We start from the raw sequence: 25,604 nt of genomic DNA, 5'->3' as shown, positions 1-25,604 counted from the left end.
TGGACCTCAATGCACCGTGCCCAGATAGGCCGCGATCACGTCGGGGTTCTTGCGTACCTCCTCAGGGGTGCCGTCACCGACCTTGCGGCCGTAGTCGAGCACGACGACGTGATGCGAGAGTCCCATGACGACGTTCATGTCGTGCTCGATGAGCACAATCGTGGTGCCCAGCGTGCGGTTGGCCTCCAGGATGAATCGGCTCATCTCATGCTTCTCGTCCTGGTTCATCCCGGCCATTGGCTCGTCGAGCAGCAGCAGGCTCGGACGGCCGACCAGCGCTCGTGCGAGATCGACCCGCTTCTGAACGCCGTAAGGAAGGGTCGACGCCACCGTGTCCCGGTGCCTGGTGAGATCCAGAAAATCGATGATCTCGTCCGCCCGGCGGCTGAACTCGTGCGTCTCGCTGCGGTCGCGGCCAACGCCAAAGGCGTGCTCGATGAGCGTCGTCCGGCTGCGCCGGATGAGCCCCGCCAGCACGTTGTCGAGAACGCTGAGTTGCCTGAACAGCGCGTTGTGCTGGAAGGTCCGGCCAACGCCCAGGTGCGCGGCACGGGCGGGGCGGATGCGAACGAACTGCTGGCCGTCGAAGACAACGCTGCCGCTGTCGGCCCGATAGACTCCATTGATGATGTTCAACAGCGAGCTCTTGCCGGCCCCGTTCGGACCGATCAGCGCACAGATCTCGCCCCGTGCGACCTCGAAACTCAGCGCATTGAGCGCCTTGATTCCCTTGAACGACAGGGACACGTCGCGCAGCTGCAGAATCGCTCCGGACATCGTGCGTCAGGCCTCGACCGTCTGCCGCTCCGGCGCACCGGCCGCCTGGCTGGCGCGCCGCTTCACCGCCTCGATGTCACGGTAGGCCGCGGCCGGATGGCTCGATGGCAAATATGGCCCCTCGCCGAACAGCTTCTCGCGCAGGGTCCCGGGACGATAGGCGGTCGGATAGACACCGCGCCGCTGCAGTTCGGGGACGAGCAGATTGACCACATCCTCGAAGGTTTCCGGAGTTACGGCGTAGGCCAGATTGAACCCGTCGACATCGGTCTCCTCCACCCACTCCTGCAGGATATCGGCCACCGTCGACGGCGAGCCGACGAACACCGGGCCGAGCCCGCCAATGCCGCCCCAGCGCGCCAATTCCTCAATCGACCAGGACTTGCTGCCGCTGGCGAGGTGCTCGACGACCGAGACGATGGCGTTGGTGTCTACCTTCTTGACCAGATCGGTCGGCGCGTACCGTCCGAAGTCGATGCCGCTCCAGCCCGACATGAACACCAGAGCGCCGTCATAGGAAGCATACTGCTGATACTCCCTAAACTTCGCCTGTGCCTCGGCGTCGGTTTCGTCGACGATCACCGTGACCAGATTATAGGTCAGTATCTTTCGGGGATCGCGACCGGCCTCCGCCGCCTGCCGCCGCACCTCGGCAACGTAGGATTTCAGAACCGGCTTGATCGGAGCCGCGACGAAGACACACTCAGCGTGCCCGGCCGCAAAGGCCTTGCCGGCGCCTGAGGCGCCGGCCTGATAGAGCAACGGCGTTCGCTGCGGCGACGGCTCGCACAGATGATAGCCGGGCACATCGAAGTATTTTCCCTTATGCGCGATCTCGTGAACCTTCGAGGGATCCGTAAAAATCCGCTTGTCGGCATCGCGCAGAACGGCCCCTTCCTCCCAGCTTCCCTCAAACAACTTGTAAAGCACCTCGACATATTCGTTCGCCACCTCGTACCGATTGTCATGGCGGCGCAACCCACCCTGCCCGATATTCTTCGCCCCGCTTTCGAGGTACGAGGTCACGATGTTCCAGCCGACGCGACCCTTGGTGTGGTGATCCGCCGTCGAGAGCCGGCGCGCGAACGTATACGGGTGCTCGAACGACGTCGATGCGGTAATGCCGATTCCGAGATGTTCTGTTGCGAGCGCGATCGGAGCCACGAGCTGCAACGGATCGTTGACAGGGATTTGCGCTGCCTGCTCGAGCGCATGGAACAGCGAATTCTTGTAGACGTCATAATAGCCGATGACATCCGCAATGAAGATGCCGTCGAAGATTCCGCGCTCGAGCGTTCGCCCCAAATCCTGCCAATAATCGAGGTCCTTGTACTTATAGGACCGATCTCGCGGATGCGCCCAAACGCCAGGCGATTGATGGCCGACACAATTCATGTCGAACGCATTGAAACGAATTTGCCGTACCATCGATGTGTCCTTCCGCGCCGCCAGCTTCACTCTGTCTTCTCGCTGGTATCTCGCCACAGCAGACGATCGGTGGTCCATCGCTTTTATCCGCGTTTTTCAACGCGCACGTTTCTTCAATGCTCTGCCTGACAAGAGAAACTCTCTCTCGAGTTTCCGCAATCGAATGCCGGCGCCGACAAAACTGGGCGGCACACTCTACGCTGATGGCAAGAAAACCACTTCGTCCCAATCGAACGTCGATATAACTCTCCGCGCTGCCCGGCATTGTGAAGAATGCCTTTCTCGAGATGAATGTGCCGGCACTCGTCGCGCATTGTCCGGCCGATGGGCCAACGCGCGCGCCGGCCGCGCGGTGCTTTCGGCTATCGCATTACGCAGCAGATTTTTCTTTGAACGGCGCGCCGCTCCGAACGATCGCCTTGGAACTTCGAGAAATACAGTCTGGCCCTCCAGCGACGGCTGGCTATTCTTTCGAACGCGATCGATTTCGATCTACTGCGTTGGACAAAGAGAAGCAAAGCGATGACCATTCACCTCGTCAATCGGGCCATCAACGACGAAGAACTCGAAGGGCGCTTCGCCCCGGTGTTCAAGAAGATCGCGGCCGGTGCAGTGGAACGCGAACGAAACCGCACGCTCCCTTTAGAAGAGATCAAACTGCTGAAAGAGACCGGCTTTGGAGCTTTGCGCGTGCCAGTCGAGCTCGGGGGGCTCGGCGCATCGCTCCGCCAGACCTTCGACCTGCTCATCGCACTTGCGGCCGCGGACTCCAATCTGCCACAGGCGCTGCGGGCACATTTCAACCTTGTCGAAGACCTGCGCCTGAACAAGGATGAGACGGTCAGATCGCGCTGGCTCAGAGCCATCGCGGACGGCGCGTTGATCGGCGTCGCAGTTACAGAGTTGGGCGTCGGCGCTGTCGATCGCTACCGGACCGCGGTGACCTCGGAGGGAGCCGACCTGCGGCTCAATGGCACGAAATATTACACGACTGGCACTCTCTACGCCGATCACTTGATCGTGGCAGCCGACCAGAACGGCAAACGAGTTTCCGTCCTCATCGACGCCAACCAATCCGGCGTCAGCGTCCGGGACGACTGGGATGGCTTCGGCCAGAGACTCACCGCGAGCGGCACAGCAGAGTTTCGGAATGTGGAGATCCCCGGTGACCGAATTCTCGGTCCCGGGTACGGAACGGAAGGCCGGGTGTTTGGAACGGCTCACGTTCAACTGGTCCTGCTTGCAACCCTCGCTGGCATTGCGCGGCGCGCGGGGGCCGACACAGCTGACTGGATCAGACAACGAACCCGTACTTTCACCCACGCGACTGCAGACCTGCCGCGGAACGATCCATTGGTGCAGCAGGTCATCGGCAGGCTCTCGGCCGCCGCTTTTGGTGCCCGGGCGGCCGTTCTTGCCGCCGTCGACGAGCTCGCGAGAACACTCGACGGTCGCCATCAAGATCCTCAGCAGCTTGATGCCTCCGAGCTCGCGGCAGCACAGGCGCAAGTGGTGGTCATCAAGCTCGTGCTCGACGCGACGACCGAGCTGTTCGAGGTGGGCGGAGCCTCTCTCAGCTCGGAAAGGCTCGCGATCGACCGGCATTGGCGCAACGCGCGCACCGTCGCGTCCCACAACCCCGTGAACTTCAAGCTTCGCGCCATCGGCGCACATGAATTGAATGACGAAGCCCTGCCATACGCATGGAGCGCAGGCGTCCGTCCGGCACGACAACAGAGCAGCTAGCACCGCCTTTTTGGCGGCTTCATGTATTGCCTTGGGTGCAGCCGCGCTGCGCCCCCTCATTCGGACCGGCCCATTGTTCTTTCAGGAGAGTCAGGTGACCAACACCAAACGTAGAGTCGCCATCGTCGGAGCCGGCCTTGCTGGAACGACGATAGGGTTGGGCCTCGTCAACGCGGGATTTGACGTCACGATCTACAGCGACCGAGACCGCAGGTCGCTGCGCAACGATGTGCCTCCCACCGGCACGGCCGTCTATTTCGGCAAGTCGCTCGACTACGATGCCGAGATCATCGAGAATCTCTACGAGATCGGAAACAGCACCGGCATGAGCGTCCGGATTGTCTCCGGTACCGGTGAAGCCCGAACCCCGGTCATCGAATTCGACCGGCCATTCAACTATCGAGCACAGGCGGTGGACACCCGGCTCCGTGCCGACGATCGCCTCGGTTGCTTCCTGGCGCGAGGTGGCAAGTTTATCGTGCGCGCCGTCACGACAGAAGACCTGGACGCGATTGCCGCGGACGTCGACCTCACCCTCGTCGCGACGGGCAAGGGTGGCTTGTCCTCGTTTTTCCCGGTTGACCCGGATCGCACGGTCTACGCAGAGCCGCAGCGGCACCTGCTGCTTGCGACCTTCAAGGAGTTGGATCGGGCCGATCAGCAATTCGCCTATCGCAGCTCAGACGGCGCCAGGCATAATTGGTTCACCATTCATGCCGAATTTGGCGAGACGTTCTTTGGTCCTTATCTGCACAAGGATCTCGGCGCCACACGGGCGTTCATCGGCTTTGCCAAGCCTGGTAGCCCGTGGATCGACTTGTTCAAATCCGCGATCGATACGCAGAGCGCTCGCGACGCCGTCGTCAGCCTGTTTGCGGGCTATTTCCCGGAGGATCTGGCATTGATCGAACAGCTCGAGCCCCTGCATGAGGACCCGCATTCCTGGTTCCTGGGCGCTGTCACGCCCACTGTTCGTCGTGCCGTCGCCATCACGACAAGCGGGCACCCTGTTGCTGCGATTGGCGACGCCGCGGTCTCCTTTGATCCGATCGGCGGCCAGGGCGCGCAAAATGCAGTCGTTCAGTCTGCACTGCTGATTCGGGCTCTCAGGGAGTACAAAGGCAAGATCACGTACGAGTGGCTGCAGGGTCAGTTCGGCAAGCACTGGGACCATCGTGCCGCAGCGGCAACGGAAGTTACACGGCTGTTTCTCGGCGACGCAAAGTACGCGGCGCATGCCGAACTTCTGTTTCCGGCTGCGGCGGTCAATCCGAAGATCGGAAGCGCGTTCTTCGATTTTCTCTCAGAACCGCAACCGTTGCTGGGTATCCAGAGCCGAGAAGAGGTAAACAAGCTGATCGCTGATCTGGCGGCCGAGCCGGCGGAAGCTGTCCTGGCAAGGTTCAAGGCGCCGGAGCAATTTGCACGCGCTGCGGGAAGGGTCGGTTGATTTCGCACAAAAGATAACCCAGCAATCCATTCAGGATTGCTGGGTTATTCATCACCTTGGTTGCGAGGAGGCGCAACCACCGATGCCGACATCTGCTGATCGTGAAGGGATGACGACAAGCAGCCGTCAGATCCGCGCTCTTCAGTCAGTTCGGCGGTCGGACCAATCCAAACGAGTCGCGTAGAGTCGCGCCTTCATACTCGGTTCGGAAGAGACCGCGGCGCTGCAGCTCCGGCACCAATTGATGTACTACGTCCTCGATCCGGCCCGGGAGGTAGGGGATCTGCAACATGAAGCCGTCGCAGGCGCCGGCTTCGAACCACTCCTGCATGCGGTCGGCGACCGCGCCGGGCGTCCCGGTGAAGCCGCTGGTCGTACGACCCGCGCCGTACCGCTGCCCCAGTTCGACCAGGCTGAGACCGGAGCGACGGGTCAACTCGGAGACCTCGCGATAATGGCCCTCGACGCCGGGGACACTGAGATTCTCCGGCAAGACCTGATCCTGTGGAAACAGCGAGAGATCGACGCCGAGATCATAGGACAATGTCGAGAGTCCGGCCTCCGGATGGGACAGACCATAGAGCTCGTCGTGCAACGCCAGCGCCGGTAACGAACGCGAGATGGTCCACGTTTCCAAATGGCCAAATTGCCTTCGCGGAGCGGGTCAAGCCCGAAAGGCTGAGGCGCGCGCTGACCGGCAAGAGAGACGCTTCGGCTATGATCCGCCGATTGAATGTTTTGATTTGGCAAGATTGGCGCGCGATACCAGATTGGGGCGCCCGAACGAACCAAAGGATGAAGCGTCGCGGGGATTCGAGTCCGTGGAGCGCTACCGCTTTTCCCCACACCAGCCAGACCTACGATATCGCATCCAATCTTACGCGTAGGCTGTTCGCGAGCCTTGGGCGAGCGGACCTTTACGTTCATGCAGGGATGTTGACGCCACCGGTCGGGCGAAAGCAAGTCTGTCGCGAAAATCCAACGCGAGCGCAATTTTCGGTGCCGCGATCATGGATAGCCCTTCCCGCGTCGCACGATGCCGAACTTTCATTGAGCGCCGCCAAAAACGGTGGCAGCTCCTTCTCGTCATCGAAGTACCTCACCAGCTCCGGCCTCCCAACACCTTCGGCCTGGCCTGGGGCAGATCCCTCTTGAGCCGGTCCCGCTGAGCGCAGAGACCATCGACCTTGTCGAGCATCCGCCCCAGCAGCGCTTCGGCCGAGCCTGTCGAGATACCTGCCTCCCGGAGCGTCAGCATTTCCCTTCTTTGGCGCCCGACCTGGACGCGCATGTACTGAATGTCTCGTCGAACAGTATCGAGGTCCGGCATGGCTCTTGGTTCTGCGCTTGATGTGAATCACAAGAACAGATATAGAACGCAGAGTCCAGACGCTAACCTGGTTTCCTGCTAATATGCTGTTGTCACGCGGCCATACGGGGACGTCGGATCATTATAACGAAATCTCTTTTGCTGGCTCTCGCGGGGGCGAGCCTTTTCGCCACGAACAACCTCAGCGCCGCTGGAGAGCCGCCTGAGCGGCACGCTACCGCGCCAACTGATCCCACAATGCCAAAGGTGCGAGCCAATAACTCCGGCGGCAGGTTGCACTATGACGTGCCATGCCGAGTGTCGTCAGCGGGCACATGCATCACAGAACCACCGCGCTATCCGTTATACAGGCTAAGGCCCTGATGAGGTGAACGGAAGTTGCAGGACTACCGAGACGCATTGGTAAATGTTCTGGCCTCATCATTTTTTATCGGACGCTATGTGTTCTCTGCCGCCGAACGTCAGCGCGCGGCAGGCACAAACTGCACTTTGCACGCGAAAGCTCCGGACTTAACTTAGTAGAGCGTTTGGAGTTCGTGCCATGGCCGAATTTCTAATCCGGATCGGCGTCGTCACGTTCGGACTGTGCCCCATCGCGATAGTCGCCCTTGCCCTGCTTACCTGAAAAGCGAACCTGGCTCGGCGCATCGGGCCGGTAGATGGCCCCAGCAACTAGCCCCCTTCATCAGGGCCCCCAAAGGTTGCTGGGGCCGCTTCGGCGGCTTCCATGGTCCTCCGTCGGTGAACGGAGTTCCTATAGCAACATTTGCGAAGCTGGCGCATAGTACGGCTATCACCGGCCGAGGCTCTGCCCGTAGGCGTCGGTGGCTGAGAGACCAAAAGCGCTCCCGCCTGCATAACAGGGAGCGCCGCTGTGCTATCAGATTCCAAGAAGAACCTTGCCATTGAAACCGCACGAATAGCCGAAGAGATCGAACGGACGCGACAGATTTGCGCCCGCACACTGGAAATGCTCCGTCTCCCTGTCCCCAACATTTTCCTAGGCAACAAATTCGATCCGCCTCGCGAGGACGACAAATAAGGCCGCCTCGGTCGACTTCCCGCATTCCGTAGACCGCAGACCTGGAACCATTCTACGTTCTTCGGGAGCGCTCCAGGCAATGCGGAACTACAAGGCGTATGTCCCGGGGGACGATGGCCATATCATCGACCGCGTGGACTTGGTGTGCGACGACGAAGCCGCGAAGGACAAGGCGCGGAAGCTCGCTATCGGGCAGGCTGTTGAGCTATAGATTGGCGCACGCAAATTGCGATCTCACAGGCCTCGCATCCCGACCTGCGAAGAGACGCCGTCTCAGTTGGCGGCCTCTCTTCGCATCAGATGACGCCGGGCGCCTTTCCTCGCTTGCTATTGTCCAGCTTCGCCTGCGCCTTCTCGGAATCTTCCAGCATGGCCTCGCTGCGGGCTAAGACGCGGTAGCTGCGCTCCATATGCTCCAAGTATCGGCGCGTGAAAGCATCCCGTGTCCATTCCTTGGCCTCGCCGACAATGCTCTGCCATTTCGAGATAAGCATCCGCACTCATGAACGGCTACGCGCCGTACAGGACATCGTTCCTGCGCAGCCCCTAATACAAGTTCGCGGATATCGGCAAAGACGTGCTCGCGTAGCTCGTGAGGTCCACAATGAGCGGCTCTCTCCGCTCTCCCTCTCGAGCAAGGGACGCAAACCGGGCCGAGTTCATAACGGCCAATTTTTTGGCTCCTAGGGTGCGCCTTTGCGCCGGTGAAAATGACCACCATAAGCGCTCCGATCGAGATGAGATGCAGCGTCAAAAAAGACGATGGCCGCAATCTCGGTCGCGGCTCCGGCCGGGCAGCCGACGACGCGCAGTGTCAGCTTCTCGATGGTCTCGGCGGCCAAATGCAAGCGGCCGAAGATGCGAGCAGCAGCCCAGGCTCAGCGTATCCGGGGCGCGACCGCCAACGACATGAAAATGAAAAGCCGGGCCTTCCGCCTCGCATTAGCACCGTAAGCGACATCATCGGACGGAGATCAGATCGCCGGATGCATCCGCCGGTCTGCAGATTCTCCAGAGCGAGGCCTCACACCCGTCTAACCCCTCGGGGCCTTGCTTGCACAGTCACCGCATCCGCCGCGGTAGTGGCAAAGACCAGCACCCCGCGACCGATATCGGCTCGCCGGAAATCATCTTTCTGCTTCACCCATGTTAAGGCGGCGGCCAGCTCCCCCAGACTATCGTGAGAGGTAATCCTGCCTTCCGGGATGACGCGACTTTTGCTTGGGAGCAACGAACCCATTTTCAAGCTCAAGCAAGCCGACCTTTGGCGCATCCTGTTCTCATTTGTAGTCACCGCGGCTGTCGTTACGGGCGCTTATTTTGGCTTTCGGCTCCTGCTAGGGCTCGGGCACTGAACGCGGGACCGCTCGCCATCTGCTTGGTCCGAACCACGACTGTGGTAAGCCGGGGCGCTCATTCACATATGCAAATGCGGGAACTTTGGGCGTCGACATCATATTGTTGCCTGTCTCCAGCGACTCACTCCCGGATGTTCAGGCAACGGCTTCAGCACTGGCCTCCGGCCCCCAGAAGTGCTGAGGCCGTTTCTATGAATCCATTTGGCCGCATCGGTCTATTCCCATGACGAGATGATTTCCCGTATCGCCCCGGTGCCATCAGCACACGTGGATTGCGATGGATCGATCAGCGAACCGGCACAATCAGACGCCTTCAGGAAAACCAGCGAACGATGCCAAAGCCGTGGACCGCGGAACACGAGCGACGACTGCTTGAGCTGGGCGAAAACGGGCTGACGTCGATCCGCGTGGCAAGGATTTGGGAGAACTGAAGCCTCAGTCGTCGGTCGTTACCTGAACACTAAAGAATCAGAAACGACCGCGGAGAATGTCTGCAAACCGACATTGCGGCTGCCAGCGCAATATTTGCTGATCCGACTTGCTGCTGCAGTTCCAGTTCGAAACAAGCCGCTGCGAATCGAGCTGATTGACCGCCGATGGAGAGCCGTGGCGCTCGAAAGCCGCCTGCAAGGCTTTGCGACGGCGTAGCTAAAGAGATGCAACGCGCCAAAGAGAATGCCCCGAACGATCGACCACGATCGGCCCGGATGTCCAGTAAGATGAAGGGGCCCCGCTTCCCAGCGGAGGCCCTTAGGGGCTCAGGAGCCGGAAGAGAGCAACTCCATGCCCCATTCCGTGGGTCAGAGCCCAGTCGTCGGATCTTCACAGCAAGTTCAGCAGAGCGAACTCTTTGCATGGCGTCCTCGCGCTCGGCCCCCTTTCAGGTTTGATGCTTGCCGAAGGACATCGTCCTTGAAGGCCGAGAGCTGTCGAAGCGTCGTGGTTTGCTTGGATCAGTATCGAGATTTCTTTATGTCGTGCTTCGGTTGGAAGCGGAAGCGTCCGCGTCACCAGCACAAGGCAGCTCACGGAGTGACGAGGATTGCAACCACAACCTAAGTTACGAACGGAACAGTGCAAAACGGCAGCCATCGCGAGAGGACACGCGGCGGGCGGACGCGGAACGCCGGACCGCGACCATTAACGAAGCGAATGTCTCAGGAACCATCGTCAGCGCACCGCACTTGCCTTGCGGATGTCACCGGTTCAGCCATGACGCACGTTCCGCAAACTAACCCCTCTGTCTTCTCAATCTGGATAGGACTGCTGGTTGCTCTCGTGAGCACAATGCCTTGTGCGCATGCCGCGCTCGAACGGGATCAATTGGAACGAGTCGAGACGACCTCCACCTTGAGCAGGCAATTGCCGCTCGACGTGCCCCTCGCGAATGAGCTGAATCAGACGCGGCCTCTTCAGGCGTGGCTGCAAGCGACTCCCACCGTTTGGATCAATGCAGATTACACCTGCGCGACGCTTTGCGGTCCGCTGCTGTCGATCGTCTCGAACGCGCTGGCAGATACCGGTTTGCGGGCTGGAATCGATTTTCGGCTGGTGGTGCTCGGGCTTGATCCAAAGGACACGGCTGGCGACGCCCAGACCATGAAAGCCAAGCAGGTCACCACCCGCGGCGAAGTCGCAGATCACGCGACATTCTTGCGGGGAACTTCCGCCAGCGTGAACGAGCTGCTGGCGTCGTTCGGCATCCGGACGAGCTATGACCGCGAGCGCGACCAGTTCGCCCATCCGGTCGCGGCATTCGTGGTCACGCCAGGGGGCCGCGTCTCGCGCGCGCTATCCGGCATCGCCATCGATCCCCGTGACCTGCGGCTCGCATTGGTCGAGGCTGGCCGCGGCCACGTCGGCACATGGTCGGATCAGGCCCACCTGTTCTGCTATGGCTTCGATCCGGCAACAGGCGTCTATACCCTTGCGATCTGGCGAATATTAACTGGTGCTGTCGTGATCACGATGGCCGCCCTTATCGCGCTGGTGGCGCTTCCGATCCGGCGGAGTGGCGCATCCCCCAAGCCAGGCTGAAAAGGCGGCCGTCATTGGCCAACGCCCGGTCGAAAGCCAGCCACAGCAGCGATCCAAAGAATAGCACGGCGGCAAGGAGCATCAGAGCTGTGGTCAACAGCGCGATATGGTGGATCGCCGGCAGGATCAAAAGAGCTGCCTCACAACAGCGCATCAGCAAGGTCAGCCCGCAGAGCATCAGGAGCGCACGGGGACCGAATCGAACCTTCGCGCTCAGCAGTGCGAAGAACGGCAGCACGAACTGTCCGAGCGAAAGCACAGCAAGCAGATACTGCCACCCCTGTTCCGATCGTGCCTGATACCAGGTCACTTCATCGGGGATATTGCCCGACCAGATCACGATGTACTGCATCGCATGAAGGTAGCCCCACAGCAGGATCAGCGAAAGCAGCAATCCGCTATAGCCGGCGCTACGGCCGATCCGACGTCCCGGGAGCAGGCTGACGCCCAGCACAAAGGCGAAGCCGCTGAGCAGCGTAAAGCTAAGGAAGAGAAGGCCGTAGACCGAGGAATGAAAGTCAGGCTCGAGCGATTCCATCCAGTCGATACCGGCCAGCGATACGGTCAAGGCGTAGACGACCAATCCCGCAGATGCCGCGCGCACCATGGCGCCATCGTTGCGCCACGCTCGGCGTAGCCGAACGGTGAGCCCGATCCAGAGCCCAAAATAGATACCGCCACGCAATATGAAGAACCAGGTTGCAAGGTAGTAGCTCTTAAATGGCGGCAAGGCGGACGGATCGGCGGCCGCCGGATAGAGTTGCTTGGTGAAAAATAGGATCGGCAGCGACGCCACAGCAATCACGGGCAACGTTGCCGCTGTTGCGACGAATTGCTCATGCAGCGCCTCGGTCCATACGCGACGGACCAGATAGCTCGTCGCCCACAACGCCAGTGCTCCGATCGGGATCGCGGCTGCCGTCACCCAGGCCACGAGATATGCCGATGCCGTGGAACGGCGATCGAGCATAAAGCCGGCCGCGAGCGCCAGGCCGGCGGCGAGGAGGACGATGATCTTGATCTCGCGGCGCCTGCTCATGGCTGTACCCTGAGCTTGGCGCGCTCGTCCGGCGGCACGTCCTCGATCGAGGCGCGACGGCTGAGCTGCAAGGCGCGAATGTAGGCCACGATGGCCCAACGGTCCTGGGGGAGTATGCGCGCTGCGTAGGAATACATCGCGCCGTAGCCGTTGGTGATTGCATCGAAGAAGTGCTGGTCGTCAGCCGTCACCAACCGGTCGACATGGTAGCTGGTCGGACGCGGCATCCCGCGATGAACGATGATGCCATCGCCATCGCCGCCTGCGCCGTGGCACGGCAAACAGAAAATCGCAAACCGCTGCTGGCCGCGGCCCAGCAGCTCGGCGGACAGTGCAGGCTTGGTTGTCACCGCTCTCTCCCACTCCAGATCGTCGCGGGCCACGGTGTTGGCCGGCGGAAGCCGCAACACGCTGCCGCGGAACAGCGGCGCGCGGGAGTACTCGCTGTATTTCGGCTGTACGTCCATGTTCTGGTCGCAGGCCGCGAGCAACAAGGCGAGTACGACGATGAGCGCCAATCTGATCATGACGGTACGCGCTCCACCGACGCGGCACCCAGGCCGGTCAGGAAGGCCGCGATCTCCCGGTCATCGAACATCGGATCTTCGCTTTTGACGCAGAGGAAGAAGCGATCCTTGCTGGCGAGATGGAAGCGCGGCGCCGCGAAGACGGGATAGTTGAGCCGCGGCAGGCCGTTCTGCCAGAGCATGACGATCAGCATGGCGAGTGCCGAGCACAGGATGGTCAGCTCGAATGTGACCACGGCGAACGCCGACAGCGCATAGATTGGCCGGCCGCCAACATTCAGGGGATAGTCGTAACTGACGAACATCTGCATCAAGAGCGCCGTGCCCGCTCCTGCAAGGGTCCCGATCAGGCCGACCAGGGAGATCCATGGGCGTGGAATTTTCAGGACTTGCGCGAGACCCTCGACAGGAAATGGCGTGAACGCGTCGAGTTCGCGATAGCCGGCGGCGCGCGCGTACCGTGCGGCAGCCAAGAGTGCCTCAGGGCTTTCAAACTCGCCGAGCATTCCATAGGCGCGCTCAGCCATGCTACGCCCCCTCCTTCTCTTCGTGGAGGAGCTCCTTGGTCTCGAAGATCGAGATCATCGGAATAAGCCGCACGGCGATCAGGAACGGCACCAGGAATAGGCCGATCGTGCCGAGATAGGTCGACCAATCCCAGAACGTCGGCGTGAACTTGCTCCACGACGAAACCAGGAAATCGCGATAGAGGCTGGTGACCAGGATCATGTCCCGCTCCAGCCACATCCCGATCGCAACCGAGATCGAGATCAGGAGGAGCGCCCAGCCGGAGCGCCGCACGCCCCGCCACCACAGGGCCTGCAGCGGGACGAAGTTGAACAGCACGGCGCCCCAATAGATCCATGCGTACACGCCCGCGACGCGATCCAGCAGCGTCCGCATCTCGTGCGCTTCGCCCGAATAGAGTGCATCGAAGACCTCGAAAACATAGCCGTAACCGGTCATCAGCCCGGTCGCGAGCAGGACCTTGCCGAGCACGTCGAGATGGTCGTCGGTGACCAGGTTTCCCAGGCCGAACCAGCAGCGCAGCACGACGGCGATGATCGCGACCATGGCAAAGCCCGAGAATGCTGCACCCAGCACGAAATACGGCGGGAAGATCGTCGAATGCCATCCCGGGATCTGCCCGGCTGCGAACAGCAACGACACCTCGCTGTGGACGGATACGACCAATGGCACGGCGAGCGCCGCGGTCATACGATAGGCCTGCGACCAGCGCAGCCAGTGCACGGCGGAGCCGCGCCAGCCGAGCGAGGTGATGCCGAAAAAGATCTGCCAGCCACGTCCGGTTGCGCGGTCACGCGCCGCGGCCAAGTCCGGGATCAACCCGATGTACCAGAACGCCAGGGAGACCGTGAGATAGGTCATTACCGCCCAGATGTCCCACTCCAGCGGGCTGCGGAATTGCGGCCAGACGCCCATCGTCGCGGGATACGGAAACATCCAATAGACGTACCAGGGCCGGCCAAGATGCAGGATGGGGTAGATTCCGGCGCAGACGACGGCGAACAGCGTCATGGTCTCGGCGAAGCGGTTGAGCGAGTTGCGCCATTCGCTGCCGGTCAGTAGCAGCAGTGCCGAGATGAGCGTGCCGGCGTGGCCGATACCAAGCCACCAGACATAATTGTGGATCGCGAATGCCCAATTGACCGGGATATTGATGCCCCAGATTCCGACGCCCCGCGTGAACAGCTCGGTCACCGAGACCATCAGCAGGAGGAGCAAGGCGCTCGCAAAGGCCATTGCGATCACCCAGCGGCGTTCCGCCGGAAAATGCAGTGGAATGCCGGTGAGCTGGTCGGCGATGCCGCCCATGCTCTGACGCCGCGGCAGGATCTCGGAGTGATCGCTCATCCTTGCCCGCTCCCCGAGCCGTCATCGCGCCAGCGCGCCAGATAGGTGGTGCGAGGCCGCGTCCCGAGTTCTTCCAGCAGGACGTAGTGCCGGCCGTCGCGCTTCAGCCGCGCTACCTCGGCATTGGGATCCTTGATGTCGCCGAATACGATCGCCTGGGTTGGACAAGCCTGCTGGCACGCGGTCACGACCTCCCCGTCGCGCAACGGACGGCTCTCCTTGTCGGCCGTGACGTGGGCCGCCTCGATGCGCTGGACGCAATAAGTGCACTTCTCCATCACGCCGCGCGAGCGCACCGTGACGTCCGGATTGTGCGCAGCTTGCGTCGGGGACTCGGCAGGCGCGCGATAGTCGAAGAAGTTGAAGCGCCGCACCTTGTAGGGGCAGTAGCTCGAGCAGGTCCGGGTCCCAATGCAGCGATTATAGACCATCTGGTTGAGCCCTTCCGGGCTGTGCGTGGTCGCATGCACCGGACATCCCATCTCGCAGGGCGCGTCCTCGCAATGCATGCAGGGCACCGGCTGGAAATGGCTCCTGGGCTCCTCGATGGTGCCGTCGTAATAGCGGGCGATCCGCAGCCAGTGCATTTCGCGGCCGACCTTGACCTGGTCGGCCCCCACGACCGGAACGTTGTTCTCGGCCGTACAGGCCGCTACGCAAGCATTGCAGCCGATGCAGGCATCAAGATCGATCACCATGCCCCAGGCATTCTCCGACGACGCCCATTTTGGATAAGAGCTCGCCTGGTCGGACGATGCCGGCTTTGTCACCTCGTCCGGATTCACCGCGCGGACGAGATCAAACCCTTCCATGCGGTGATGCAGCTGCGTCACCGCAAGCGTTTCGGTCTGGTCGATCTTGCGCAGGGTACCCTTGGCGAGCCACGGCCGATCGGCCGGGCGCACCTGGTAGGCATCGTAACCAAGCCCGTCTCCAACCCGCCCAGATCGCATCCGGCCATAACCCAAATAGAGAGCGACCGTGTTGCCGGCCTGTCCCGGCATGATCCAGGCCGGGCCGGTGATGCTGCGGTCGCCAATTCGCACCTCCACGTGATTGCCGTTGGTGACGGCGATGCGTCTCGCCAGATCGGGCGCGATCCCAACGACGTTGCTCCAGGTTACCGTGGTCAGGGGCTTCGGGAGTTCCTGCAGCCAGCCGACATTGGCGAACTGGCCGTCCCAGATGGTCGGGTCGGGCCGAAACACGATGTCGATCCCTTCACTTGCCAAAGGAGCGCTGACTGCTCTACTGACGGGCTTCGCGTCGACAAAGGGCGCCGCCCCCTGAACGAAGCCATCGCGCAGCGCCTGCTTCCAGTGCGTCGAAAATGCGTCGCCAAAAACAGCCCGCCAGGTCTCATGCACGGCGGCATCGCAGGCAGGATCGATCTCGCCGAGCAGCATCGCGAGGACTTGATGAACGGTCCTCACGTCGTAGAACGGCGCGATGACGGGCTGGATGATGGTCGCCGTACCATCGACCGCACGCGCGTCGCTCCAGCTCTCCAGCGCATGTGCGAGCGGAAGCTGCCACTCGCAGAGCACGCCAGATTCGTCGCGCTGCAGCCCTACATGAAGCGATGTCCGCACACGCTGCAACGCCTCCGCCGCCATCAGCTCGCCAGGGGAGCTGTAGGCCGCATTGCAATCGATCACGATGATCGAACGGACTTTGTCCGCGTCGATGTCAGAGATCAGTTCCACCAGTGTCCCCACGTCTGCCGGGCCGGCAATCGGATCGGTGAATTTCAGTGTCTGGCCGGCATTGCCAAGGGCATCATTGATCCTGGCGGCCCAAATCGCTGCCGCCTCGCCGCCGGCCAGATCGGTGACGACCAAGGACTTGCCGCGCGCCTTCCCGCAGGCATCAGCCGCGCGCTTGATCCAATCGCGTTCGCGCTCCGTGAGTTCACCAGTGGCCGCGTCGGAAACACCGAGCGCATTCGCCAATGCTTCCGCGAGAAGCGGCATGCGCGACGCATCCGCAATCAGCCGATTGCTCGCCATCGCGCCGGTCGCCGATGGCACGCTCTCAGCCATGAACAGGCGATTGCCAGGACGATCGGAAAACCGGCGTCGGGATGCCGCCCAACCCCGGGCGTTGCGGAGCTGATCGAGGCCGGGGCCGAGAAAGTCATCATCGAGGCTGACAATGATGTCGCATTGTTCCAACGCGTAGTGAAGGTTCAGGCGCCTTCCATACGCCGCGAACTGCAGCGGAGACATGTCTGCCGGAACATGGAGATGAACCCGCGCTTTTGGATACTGCTTCAGTAACGCATCGAGCTGCCGCAGCAATGTCGGCGATGTAATCGGACCAACCAGCAGCCGCAGCCCCTCTCCTCCATCCTTCGCCCATCCCTCGCGCAATACGCCGATGGCCGCGACCACATCCTTCCAGCTCACGGGTTCGCCGCGGCGTGTCGGAGCCTTGGCACGATCGGGGTCGTAGAGCCCGAGCACCGCGCTCTGCATGAAAAGGTCGCTACGGCCGCCTGTGACGGGGTGATCAAGATTGCCGTCCAGCTTGGTCGGCCGCCCCGAATAGGTCGTGGCGATCACCGGCTGCGCATATCCGTCGAACACGACCGCAGTGGCGTAGCCACGTGGCGTTCCGATCGTCACGCCGTCGGGTTGATCGACATAGGGCAATGCGGCCACGAACGGGCTCTTCTCGCAACCTGCAAGTCCCGCCAGCGCGAAGGACGCGCCCATCAGTTTGAGGAACTGCCGCCGGGCGGTCGGCGAGAACTGCTGTACGGCTGGATACTCCGCATCGACGAAGGCTTGGAACGCTGGATCGCCGGACAATTCCTCGATGCCCGACCACTGGCGTTGCCGGCCTTCAAGGGGCCCGGGCGGCTTTTTGAATTGATGGTGGCGCCTCATCGGTGACACACCGTGCAATGGGTGAGCTCGCCGAAGCGGATCCTTTCATGCGCCGCGATCGCCTCGCCTTTGGCGCCGGCGTCGGCCGGCGGCGTCCACGCCATATCGGTGACGTGCTCCGGCGGCCGCAGTCTCGGTGCCGGATCGCGATGGCAATCCAGGCAGAACTCCATGGTGAAGGGCTTTGCGCGATAGGTCAATGCCATCTTATCGATGCGACCGTGACAGTCTGAGCACCCGACGCCTTTGGCGATGTGGATGTCATGGCGGAAATAGACGTAGTCCGGCAGCTTCGCGACGCGCGTCCATTCGACCGGCGTCTGGTGCGCGAGGCTTTGCCGGACCGGTTCCAACACGGAGGCGTTGGTCCAGATCTGCGAGTGGCAGGTCATGCAGGTTTCCGTCGGTGGCAGACCGGCCTGAGGGCCCCGTTCGACATTGCTGTGGCAGTAGCGGCAATCGATCCCCAGCTCGCCTGCGTGGTGACGATGGCTGAACGGGACCGGCTGCTGGGGGCGGACGTCGGTCGAGGTCATGTAAGCGGACCGCGCAAAACCGATGATGCCAACCGTGCCACCGGCCATCAGCGAAAGACTTCCAACTAGGAACAACCGCATCCACGTATCGGCGGCGGGTGAAAAGAGCTGAGCCATCCGTGGCCGACCAGCTGGCGGGTACTTTACCGTCAATCTGGCCTCTGGCGGTTGGTTCCTAATCGAGGAACGCAAACGCCCGGACCGCATTGTCCGTGGGCACCCGAGGATCCAGCAACATGGCTGAAGCGACCGGCTTCGACTACGAACGGTCGGACATGGCGACCAAGGCCATTGCCGGGATCGCCGCGGGTCTCGGCACATTCGTGCTGGTCGTTCCGCTCGTAATGCCGTTGATCTTTCCGCAGTCGATGCGCCACGTCAGTCCCGTCGCGCGGCCCGCGCTGAGCTCAAATGCTCCGCCTCTAGAGGTCACGCCATCGGACGAGCTTGAGCGCGCGCGGCGCGGCGACGCGGAAATCACGAACAGCTACGGCTGGGTCGACCGCGACCGTGGAATCGTACGCGTGCCGGTCAAGCGCGCCACCGAAATGCTGCTGCGAAAGGGCCTGCCGGGATGGCCTACCCCTTGATATGCGATTCCCCCGCCAGGTTACCGGCGGTGGCCTGAGCATGTGGCGCCAGTGGATTCCGTTCTGGCACCCGGGCGTGTCCCCGGAAGGCGGAGACGTCGATCTGCTGTTCGCCGGCCTTCTGCTCGCCAGCGCGCTCGTGCTGGGCTTGTTGTTCTTCCTGTTGGCGCTGTTTTGCGTACGCTATCGCGCCGGCAACGAGGTGGATCGCGAGAACCACGAGGCCAAGAGCTGGCACTGGGAGGTGAGCTGGACGACGGCCTCCCTGCTCTGCTTTCTCGCCCTCTTCGTCTGGGGCGCGAGCGTCTACCTCGAACTTTACCGCAGGCTACCCGACGAACTCACGGCTTTCGTGGTCGCCAAGCAGTGGATGTGGAAGGTCCAGCATCCCGGCGGTCAGTCCGAGATCAATGCACTGCACATGCCGGTCGACCGTCCGATCCGGCTGGTGATGGCCTCGCAGGACGTGATTCACAGCTTCTTCATTCCGGCGCTTCGGCTAAAGCATGACGTGGTGCCCGGCCGCTATCAGGACCTCGAACTCACCGCGCAGAAGACGGGTCATTACGCCCTCTTCTGCGCCGAATATTGCGGCACGGCGCATTCGGGAATGATCGGCGAGGTCGTGGTGATGGAGCAAGCGGATTTTGCCAACTGGCTCACCCAGCAGGCGCCAACAAGCTCTCTCGCGGACGAAGGTGGCGCGTTGTTCCGGCAGCTCGGCTGCGGCGGCTGTCACAGCGCAGGCAGCAAGATCCATGCGCCGCAGCTGGAGGGAATCTACGGCAGTCCCGTACCCCTGTCCGACGGCACCACCGTGATCGCCGACGACAAATACATCCGCGACTCCATCCTGCTGCCGCGCAGCCAGATCGCAGCGGGTTACGAGCCGCTGATGCCGTCCTTCGAGGGCAAAGTCACCGAGGATCAGCTGCTTCGCCTGGTGCTCTACATCAAATCGCTGGGTCGACAGCCATGACCGAACTGAATTACCTCACTGCCAATTACACGCTGCGTTCGTGGTTCTTCACCACCGATCACAAGCGGATCGCGATCCTGTATTTCGCAAGCCTCACGCTGTTCTTCTTCATCGGCGGCGCGGGGGCGACCGCGATGCGGATCGAACTGGCCACGCCGCAGGCCGATCTCGTCAGCGACGACATCTACAACCGCCTGTTCACCATGCATGGCATCATCATGGTGTGGTTCTTCCTGATCCCGTCGATCCCCAACACGCTCGGCAACTTCATCGCCCCGCTGATGATCGGCGCGCGCGACCTCGCCTTCCCGCGGCTCAATCTGCTGAGCTGGTACATCTTCATGCTGGGCGGCAGCGTGACGCTGTTTGCGATCCTGGCCGGCGGCATTGATACCGGCTGGACCTTCTACACGCCGTTCTCGACGCTCTATTCGAATAGTTACGTCATGGTCGCCGCTGCCGGCGTCTTCATTGCCGGATTCTCGTCGATCCTAACGGGATTAAACTTCATCGTCACCATTCACCGGCTGCGCGCGCCGGGTCTGACCTGGTACCGGCTGCCACTGTTCCTCTGGTCGCTCTATGCGACCTCTGTAATCCTCGTGCTCGCGACGCCGGTTCTGGCGATCACGCTCGTACTCATTGCGGTCGAACGCTGTTTCGGCGTCGGCTTCTTCGATCCGCGGATCGGCGGCGATCCACTGCTGTTTCAGCACCTATTCTGGTTCTACTCGCATCCGGCAGTCTACATCATGATCCTGCCCGGCATGGGCGTGATCAACGAGCTGATCTCGTGCTTTTCGCGCAAGCAGGTGTTCGGCTACAAGTTCGTCGCCTGGGCGAGCTTGGCGATCGCCGCCCTCGGCTTCCTGGTCTGGGGCCACCACATGTTCGTCACTGGGCAATCGCTGGTCGCGAGTCTGGTGTTCTCGTTCATGAGCTTTGTCGTGGCCGTCCCTTCCGCGATCAAGGTGTTCAACTGGACTGCGACATTGCACAAGGGTTCATTGCGGTTCGACGCACCCATGCTGTACGCGCTGGCCTTCATCGGGCTGTTCACGATCGGCGGCCTCACCGGCCTGTTCCTCGCCTGCCTTGCCTTCGACGTGCACGCCACCGACACCTACTTCGTGGTCGCGCATTTCCACTACATCATGGTGGGCGGCATGGTGACCGCCTATTTCGGCGGGCTGCATTACTGGTGGCCGAAGATCACGGGCCGGCTCTATTCGGAGTACTGGGCGCGCACCGCTGCCGTCCTGATCTTCTTCGGCTTCAACCTCACCTTCTTCCCGCAATTCATCCTCGGCGCCGAGGGCATGCCACGGCGTTACCACGTCTATCCGCCTGAGTTCCAGCTATGGAACGTGCTGTCGTCCGGCGGGGCCACCATACTGGCTGCCGCCTACCTGCTGCCGCTGTTCTACCTCGGCTATTCCGTGTTCTTCGGCGCGCGTGCGTCTGCCAATCCCTGGGACGCACCGGGGCTCGAGTGGCAGACATCGTCGCCGCCGCCCGAGCACAATTTCGACATCCAGCCCGTCGTGACACGCGCGCCCTATCAATACTCCCGAAACTTCGAGGCGGAGCCGCAGAATGCGTGACCTCCCCGCTGTCGCCCCTCAATTCGCTTCGGTCGGCCACCGCGATGAGACCGCCGAGCTCGGCATGTGGGTCTTCATCGCGACCGAAGTGCTGCTGTTCGGCGGGCTGCTGCTCGCCTATTTCGTCTACCGGCACGCTTATCCGCAGGGCTTTGCGACCGGGAGCCGCCACACTGAGATCGTGATCGGAACGGCCAACACGGCGATCCTGCTCACGTCCAGTTTCCTTGTCGCGTGGGCCGTGGAGATGTTCTCGGCGGAAACGCGAAAATTGACAGCTTGGCTGCTCGCCGCCGCGATCTGCCTCGGGCTTGCCTTCATTGCGCTGAAGGGCATCGAATATCACGGCGAGTACGAGGAGCATCTCGTGCCGGGCATCGATTTCGAATTCAAGGGCGACCTCGCTAATGGCGTCCAGCTGTTCTTCATCTTTTACTTCATCGCCACCGCAATCCACGCGCTGCACATGATCATCGGTATCGGACTTTTGGCGGCCCTAGCGTTGCTCTGCCGCAATGCCCCTTCGAGCCGGCATCGTGCGGCGCTGCACAGCGCAGCGCTGTACTGGCACTTCGTCGACATTGTCTGGATATTCCTGTTCGCGTTGATCTATCTGCCGGGAAGGTCAAGTTCATGACGCAACACCGCCCTTCGCTGCCGCTGGTCGTCGCCTGGCTCGGCCTGATGGGCCTGCTCGCGCTGACCGTGGCGACGGCCTATGTGCCGCTCGGCGCGGTGAACGCCATCATCGCCATAGGGATCGGCATCATCAAGGCGACGCTGGTCGCCGCGATCTTCATGGAGCTGCGGAGTCGGGACGCGTTGACCCTGGTGTTTGCCGGAGCCGGCCTGTTCTGGCTCGGCATCCTGCTCTGGCTCGGCCTGATGGATTTCCTGACCCGGGCCTGAAGTCAATGCGGTCCGGCGTGGGAAGGCTTAGCGGCATCATCAGTCCTGCACTGTCCAGACGCGCAGGATGTCCGCTGTGGGTGTCACCTCGATCTGGATGCTGAACCGTTCGGCATAAAGTTGCAGCAGCGCGTGATGGCTTTGAGCCGACGAGCTGCACAGCGCGTCCTCCGCTACGATCACGCGGTAGCCGATATCGATCGCCGCGAGCACAGTGGCGAGCACACAGACGTCGGTCTCGCCCCCCAGAGACGATGATCGTATCCACCCCATGTGCATCCAGATGAGCTTGCAGGCGTCCATTGCCGAATGCGTTGTAAATCTGGCGGTCGACAATGGCTGCTGGCGGCACACAGGCGGCGAGCGCCAGCACGAGCTCCACTAGCGCCGGCTCAAGCCGCTCGCGCGTCACGCATTCCCATTTCCCGTAGTAGGCCCGCCATGTCCATGTCCCGCGCGCGTCATGCTTTGAGCGGTGAGCGGTGGAATGAAGCGGGTGAACACTGTGCGTTCTGGTGCATGTTGTGCCAAGGCGACGATATGTGGCCACGGCCCACCGGGCTCGAACAGCCGCTGCATGTCGATGCATAGACGCACCGCAGAGGGGCCAGGCGCGCTAAGAAGCTGTCCCATCACTCCGACCTGCTTGAACCGCCATTATCCGGCGCACATCGGCTCACGATCCGGCTTAGGGGCGGCGTAAGAAAAACGGGGCCCCGCCAAAGCGGGGCCTGGAACGCGGTGCCATTCACCACTTCTGGCGACCGTACCAGTCGTTCACTTCTTTCGTGGCCTGGTCCTTGGCATAGCCGTAGCGCTGCTGCAGACGGCCTTCGAGCTGGTCCTGCTTGCCGGCGATCACGTCGAGGTCGTCATCGGTCAGCTTGCCCCACTGCTCCTTGACCTTGCCCTTCATCTGCTTCCAGTTGCCTTCGACACGATTCCAGTCCATCGCGGTTCTCCGTTGAAATATGAGACCGTCCAACGGATGTGCCAACGCTTCGTTCCTTGCGTGCCTTGCGTCAAAGTGCACAACCGTACGTCCGCGGATGAACCATGGCAGATAGGAACGAGGCTGCAGGATGCCTGTTGTGGGAATGGATCAACCCACGCTCACGGAGCCAGCATGCCGGAGAAAGACCTCAACGCCCTCTTCCTCGATACCCTCAAGGACATCTATTACGCCGAGAAACAGATCCTCAAGGCACTGCCGCGCATGGCCAAGGCCGCCGGGTCCGACCAGTTACGCGCCGCCTTCGAGAAGCACCATGACGAGACCGAAGGACAGATCGATCGGCTAGAACAGATCTTCGACCTGGTGGGCAAGCCGGCGCGCGGCAAGAAATGCGACGCCATCGAGGGCATCCTCGACGAAGGCAAGGAGATCATGGAGGAGTATGCCGACACGCCGGCGCTCGATGCCGGTCTGCTCTCCGCGGCCCAGGCCGTTGAACACTACGAGATCGCCCGCTACGGCACCCTGAAGGCCTGGGCGGGCCGGCTCAACATGAAGGACGCCGTCAAGCTCATCGACCAGACCCTGGCCGAGGAAAAGAAGACCGACGAGGCGCTCACCAAGCTCGCCGTCAGTGCCATCAACGCCGAAGCGGCCTGAGGAGACGCGCGATGAAGCGAACTATCCTGGCAATTGCCATCGGTTGCGGGCTGACGATGCCCGCCATGGCCCAATCGGTCGGCGAGAAGACCGGTGTCAACTCTGTGCTCGGCGTCGCGCCGAAGACGGAAGAGTTCATCAAAGAAGTGGCCTTGAGCGACATGCTGGAGATCGAAGCGGCCAAGATTGCCCAGCAGAAGGGCAATGCCGCCGAGAAGAAGTTCGCCGACCAGATGGTGACGGACCATACCAAGACCAGTACCGAGCTGAAAGGGATGGTCACCGGCGAGATGAAGTCCGCGTTGCCGACCGGCCTCGACGACAGCTCGCAGAAGAAGCTCAACGTGCTGAGCAACACCAAACCGGACGATTTCGCCAGCGAATATGATCCGATGCAGGTCAGCGCCCACAAGGACGCAGTCTCGCTGTTCGAACGCTACGCCAAGGGCGGCGCCGATCCGAAGCTGAAGGATTGGGCCGGGAAGACCTTGCCGGCCCTGCAGCATCATCTCGCAATGGCGCAGGACCTGGAAAAGAACCGGAAGTAGTCACCGATCGCCGGCAGCCGCCGATCTGGCTGCCGGCGGCATCGCCTGGAACGAACGGTGCCATCACGGATTGCCTTGCTATTCCGGCTTCATGAGGCAATTCGAATGGCGCAGCTTGACGCCATGCGCACCCCACGAGTGGAACTTCAGCATACGGCGGCGCTCGCCGCAGTGGGGATGCTGCTCGCCACAGCCTTCGGCCTCAGCACCCTGATCACGCCACTGTACCTGATCTACCAGAAGACTTTTGGCTTCTCGCAGATCACCCTGACCCTGATCTATGCCGCCTATGCGATCGGCAATATCGCCGCACTGCTGTTCGGCCGCGCTTCCGACCGTGCCGGCCGGCGCATGACGGCATTGTCGGCGATCGCGGTCCTGATCCTTGCCGCTTTGATCTTCCTGTTCGCCCGTGGCATCGCCTGGCTTTACGTCGGCCGGATCCTCAGCGGCCTCGGCATCGGTCTTGCCAGCGGCACCGGCAATGCATGGCTCGCCGAGCTCGTCGGTGAAGCCGACAAAGGACGCGCGGCGATCATCGGCACCAGCACCAATTTCCTTGGGCTCGGCGTCGCGGCACTGCTATCGGGCCTGCTTGCGCAATACGCACCATGGCCTTTGCAGCTATCGTTTATCATCTATCTCCTCGTCGCATGCGCCGTCGCCATGCTGATCTGGATCACCCGGGAAACCGTGCAACATCCCGATCCCCGGCAGATCGAGCTTCGGCCGAAACTGGCGTTGCCGCGCAAGGTGCAGGCGCAATTCGTGGCCCCTGCAATCACCGGATTCGGCTTGATGGCGCTGGTCGGCTTTTATGCCTCGCTGATGCCGTCGATCCTGTCGCACGACCTTCACATCGAGAATCGCGCGGCCGGCGGAGCGTTGCTGTTTGAACTCGCCCTCGTTGTCGCGCTGGTCATCGTGGCGACGCAGGCCCTCGCCAGCCGGACCTCGATGCTGTGGTCGCTTGCGCTGATGATCCCCGCGTCTGCGGCGATCGTGGTCGCGCAGGTATCCGCATCGCTGTGGGTGATGCTGGCGGCCACCGCCGTCGTGGCGATATCCGCCGGGCTTGGCTATCGCGGCAGCCTTCAGGTGGTCAACCAGATCGCGCCCGCGGACGAGCGCGCCGCGGTGGTATCGACCTATTTCGTGTGCTGCTTCATCGGCAACGCGCTTCCGGTGATTGGCGTCGGCGTGTTGTCGAGCCTCACCAACACGACCATTGCCGACATGGCATTCTCCGCTGTGATCGCGGCCTTCGCAGTAGTCGCGCTGATCTTCGGCCTGGTCTACCGGCGCTGAGGGCGGGCTTTCTCG

The 25,604-nt window shown here is 61.9% G+C and carries 26 protein-coding genes; 12 read left to right on the top strand and 14 right to left on the bottom strand.

Annotated features, from left to right (window positions below; genetic code table 11):
• Window positions 1–6 precede the first annotated feature (6 nt).
• A complete protein-coding gene (locus tag XH92_RS15405) occupies window positions 7–777 on the bottom strand; it encodes an ABC transporter ATP-binding protein (protein WP_194459941.1) in 771 nt (256 codons plus the stop codon).
• Window positions 778–783: 6 nt separating this feature from the next.
• Window positions 784–2,205: an LLM class flavin-dependent oxidoreductase gene (locus tag XH92_RS15400; protein ID WP_194459940.1), complete on the bottom strand. Its 1,422-nt coding sequence runs from the start codon at window positions 2,203–2,205 to the stop codon at window positions 784–786.
• Window positions 2,206–2,727: 522 nt separating this feature from the next.
• Here XH92_RS15400 and XH92_RS15395 point away from each other — a divergent pair.
• Entirely contained in the window at window positions 2,728–3,951 is a 1,224-nt protein-coding gene (locus XH92_RS15395) for an acyl-CoA dehydrogenase family protein (protein ID WP_194459939.1), read from the top strand.
• Window positions 3,952–4,045: 94 nt separating this feature from the next.
• On the top strand, window positions 4,046–5,401 hold the full coding sequence (locus XH92_RS15390) for a styrene monooxygenase/indole monooxygenase family protein (protein ID WP_210345556.1): 1,356 nt from the start codon (window positions 4,046–4,048) through the stop codon (window positions 5,399–5,401).
• Window positions 5,402–5,546: 145 nt separating this feature from the next.
• Here XH92_RS15390 and XH92_RS15385 read toward each other — a convergent pair whose 3' ends face one another.
• The gene (locus XH92_RS15385) at window positions 5,547–6,038 is read right to left on the bottom strand and encodes a hypothetical protein (RefSeq protein ID WP_246788444.1); all 492 of its coding nucleotides are present in this window, start codon (window positions 6,036–6,038) and stop codon (window positions 5,547–5,549) included.
• A gap of 462 nt (window positions 6,039–6,500) precedes the next feature.
• Window positions 6,501–6,731, bottom strand: a complete 231-nt coding sequence (locus tag XH92_RS15380; RefSeq protein ID WP_194459937.1) for a hypothetical protein — start codon at window positions 6,729–6,731, stop codon at window positions 6,501–6,503.
• Window positions 6,732–7,852: 1,121 nt separating this feature from the next.
• Between XH92_RS15380 and XH92_RS43605 the strand changes: the two genes are divergently transcribed.
• Window positions 7,853–7,984, top strand: a complete 132-nt coding sequence (locus XH92_RS43605) for a hypothetical protein (protein ID WP_256437660.1) — start codon at window positions 7,853–7,855, stop codon at window positions 7,982–7,984.
• Window positions 7,985–8,069: 85 nt separating this feature from the next.
• Here XH92_RS43605 and XH92_RS15375 read toward each other — a convergent pair whose 3' ends face one another.
• A complete protein-coding gene (locus XH92_RS15375) occupies window positions 8,070–8,267 on the bottom strand; it encodes a hypothetical protein (RefSeq protein WP_194459936.1) in 198 nt (65 codons plus the stop codon).
• 189 nt (window positions 8,268–8,456) lie between these two features.
• The gene (locus XH92_RS15370; protein ID WP_194459935.1) at window positions 8,457–8,615 is read right to left on the bottom strand and encodes a hypothetical protein; all 159 of its coding nucleotides are present in this window, start codon (window positions 8,613–8,615) and stop codon (window positions 8,457–8,459) included.
• A gap of 1,728 nt (window positions 8,616–10,343) precedes the next feature.
• On the opposite strand from XH92_RS15370, the gene XH92_RS15365 reads away from it, so the two are divergent.
• A complete protein-coding gene (locus XH92_RS15365; protein WP_194459934.1) occupies window positions 10,344–11,168 on the top strand; it encodes an SCO family protein in 825 nt (274 codons plus the stop codon).
• Here the strand turns inward: XH92_RS15365 and XH92_RS15360 are convergent.
• Genes XH92_RS15360 through XH92_RS15335 form a run of 6 tightly spaced genes read right to left on the bottom strand, consistent with a single transcriptional unit; the run spans window position 11,110 to window position 18,153 of the window.
• The gene (locus XH92_RS15360) at window positions 11,110–12,207 is read right to left on the bottom strand and encodes a hypothetical protein (RefSeq protein WP_194459933.1); all 1,098 of its coding nucleotides are present in this window, start codon (window positions 12,205–12,207) and stop codon (window positions 11,110–11,112) included. The two genes, XH92_RS15365 and XH92_RS15360, sit on opposite strands and share 59 nt — an antisense overlap.
• Window positions 12,204–12,731, bottom strand: coding sequence for a cytochrome c (locus XH92_RS15355; RefSeq protein ID WP_210345585.1), 528 nt, complete (start codon window positions 12,729–12,731; stop codon window positions 12,204–12,206). The genes XH92_RS15360 and XH92_RS15355 overlap by 4 nt, the downstream gene beginning before the upstream one ends.
• Window positions 12,731–13,261, bottom strand: a complete 531-nt coding sequence (locus tag XH92_RS15350; RefSeq protein ID WP_194459931.1) for a DUF3341 domain-containing protein — start codon at window positions 13,259–13,261, stop codon at window positions 12,731–12,733. The genes XH92_RS15355 and XH92_RS15350 overlap by 1 nt, the downstream gene beginning before the upstream one ends.
• Before the next feature lies 1 nt (window position 13,262).
• Window positions 13,263–14,609 carry an NrfD/PsrC family molybdoenzyme membrane anchor subunit gene (gene nrfD / locus XH92_RS15345; protein WP_194459930.1) on the bottom strand — a complete coding sequence of 449 codons (1,347 nt, stop codon included), beginning with the start codon at window positions 14,607–14,609 and terminating at the stop codon, window positions 13,263–13,265.
• Window positions 14,606–17,500, bottom strand: a complete 2,895-nt coding sequence (locus XH92_RS15340; protein WP_194459929.1) for a TAT-variant-translocated molybdopterin oxidoreductase — start codon at window positions 17,498–17,500, stop codon at window positions 14,606–14,608. Before XH92_RS15340 ends, nrfD begins: the two co-directional genes overlap by 4 nt.
• Entirely contained in the window at window positions 17,497–18,153 is a 657-nt protein-coding gene (locus tag XH92_RS15335; RefSeq protein WP_194461279.1) for a cytochrome c3 family protein, read from the bottom strand. The genes XH92_RS15340 and XH92_RS15335 overlap by 4 nt, the downstream gene beginning before the upstream one ends.
• A gap of 119 nt (window positions 18,154–18,272) precedes the next feature.
• On the opposite strand from XH92_RS15335, the gene XH92_RS15330 reads away from it, so the two are divergent.
• Genes XH92_RS15330 through XH92_RS15310 form a run of 5 tightly spaced genes read left to right on the top strand, consistent with a single transcriptional unit; the run spans window position 18,273 to window position 22,118 of the window.
• Window positions 18,273–18,626 carry a hypothetical protein gene (locus XH92_RS15330; protein WP_194459928.1) on the top strand — a complete coding sequence of 118 codons (354 nt, stop codon included), beginning with the start codon at window positions 18,273–18,275 and terminating at the stop codon, window positions 18,624–18,626.
• Window position 18,627: 1 nt separating this feature from the next.
• Window positions 18,628–19,605, top strand: coding sequence for a cytochrome c oxidase subunit II (gene coxB / locus XH92_RS15325; RefSeq protein ID WP_246788443.1), 978 nt, complete (start codon window positions 18,628–18,630; stop codon window positions 19,603–19,605).
• Window positions 19,602–21,209 carry a cytochrome c oxidase subunit I gene (gene ctaD / locus XH92_RS15320; protein ID WP_194459927.1) on the top strand — a complete coding sequence of 536 codons (1,608 nt, stop codon included), beginning with the start codon at window positions 19,602–19,604 and terminating at the stop codon, window positions 21,207–21,209. The genes coxB and ctaD overlap by 4 nt, the downstream gene beginning before the upstream one ends.
• Window positions 21,202–21,846, top strand: coding sequence for a cytochrome c oxidase subunit 3 (locus XH92_RS15315; protein ID WP_194459926.1), 645 nt, complete (start codon window positions 21,202–21,204; stop codon window positions 21,844–21,846). The genes ctaD and XH92_RS15315 overlap by 8 nt, the downstream gene beginning before the upstream one ends.
• Window positions 21,843–22,118 (top strand): cytochrome C oxidase subunit IV family protein, encoded by a 276-nt coding sequence (locus XH92_RS15310; RefSeq protein WP_194459925.1) that lies wholly within the window; start codon window positions 21,843–21,845, stop codon window positions 22,116–22,118. The genes XH92_RS15315 and XH92_RS15310 overlap by 4 nt, the downstream gene beginning before the upstream one ends.
• Window positions 22,119–22,157: 39 nt before the next feature.
• Here the strand turns inward: XH92_RS15310 and XH92_RS43870 are convergent, their stop codons facing one another.
• The gene (locus XH92_RS43870) at window positions 22,158–22,421 is read right to left on the bottom strand and encodes an isochorismatase family protein (RefSeq protein ID WP_371818030.1); all 264 of its coding nucleotides are present in this window, start codon (window positions 22,419–22,421) and stop codon (window positions 22,158–22,160) included.
• A 445-nt stretch (window positions 22,422–22,866) separates the two neighbouring features.
• Window positions 22,867–23,070, bottom strand: coding sequence for a CsbD family protein (locus tag XH92_RS15300; RefSeq protein WP_050630357.1), 204 nt, complete (start codon window positions 23,068–23,070; stop codon window positions 22,867–22,869).
• 174 nt (window positions 23,071–23,244) lie between these two features.
• On the opposite strand from XH92_RS15300, the gene XH92_RS15295 reads away from it, so the two are divergent.
• From XH92_RS15295 to XH92_RS15285, 3 genes are all read left to right on the top strand, one after another.
• A complete protein-coding gene (locus XH92_RS15295; RefSeq protein WP_194459924.1) occupies window positions 23,245–23,733 on the top strand; it encodes a ferritin-like domain-containing protein in 489 nt (162 codons plus the stop codon).
• An 11-nt stretch (window positions 23,734–23,744) separates the two neighbouring features.
• Window positions 23,745–24,281 (top strand): DUF4142 domain-containing protein, encoded by a 537-nt coding sequence (locus tag XH92_RS15290; protein WP_194459923.1) that lies wholly within the window; start codon window positions 23,745–23,747, stop codon window positions 24,279–24,281.
• A 105-nt stretch (window positions 24,282–24,386) separates the two neighbouring features.
• Window positions 24,387–25,589 carry an MFS transporter gene (locus tag XH92_RS15285; RefSeq protein WP_246788441.1) on the top strand — a complete coding sequence of 401 codons (1,203 nt, stop codon included), beginning with the start codon at window positions 24,387–24,389 and terminating at the stop codon, window positions 25,587–25,589.
• Window positions 25,590–25,604 lie beyond the last annotated feature (15 nt).

Source organism: Bradyrhizobium sp. CCBAU 53421, assembly GCF_015291625.1.
In the GTDB taxonomy this organism is placed as follows: domain Bacteria; phylum Pseudomonadota; class Alphaproteobacteria; order Rhizobiales; family Xanthobacteraceae; genus Bradyrhizobium.
Note: the sequence above shows the minus strand (reverse complement) of the source record. Positions and strands in the feature narration are given on the sequence as shown.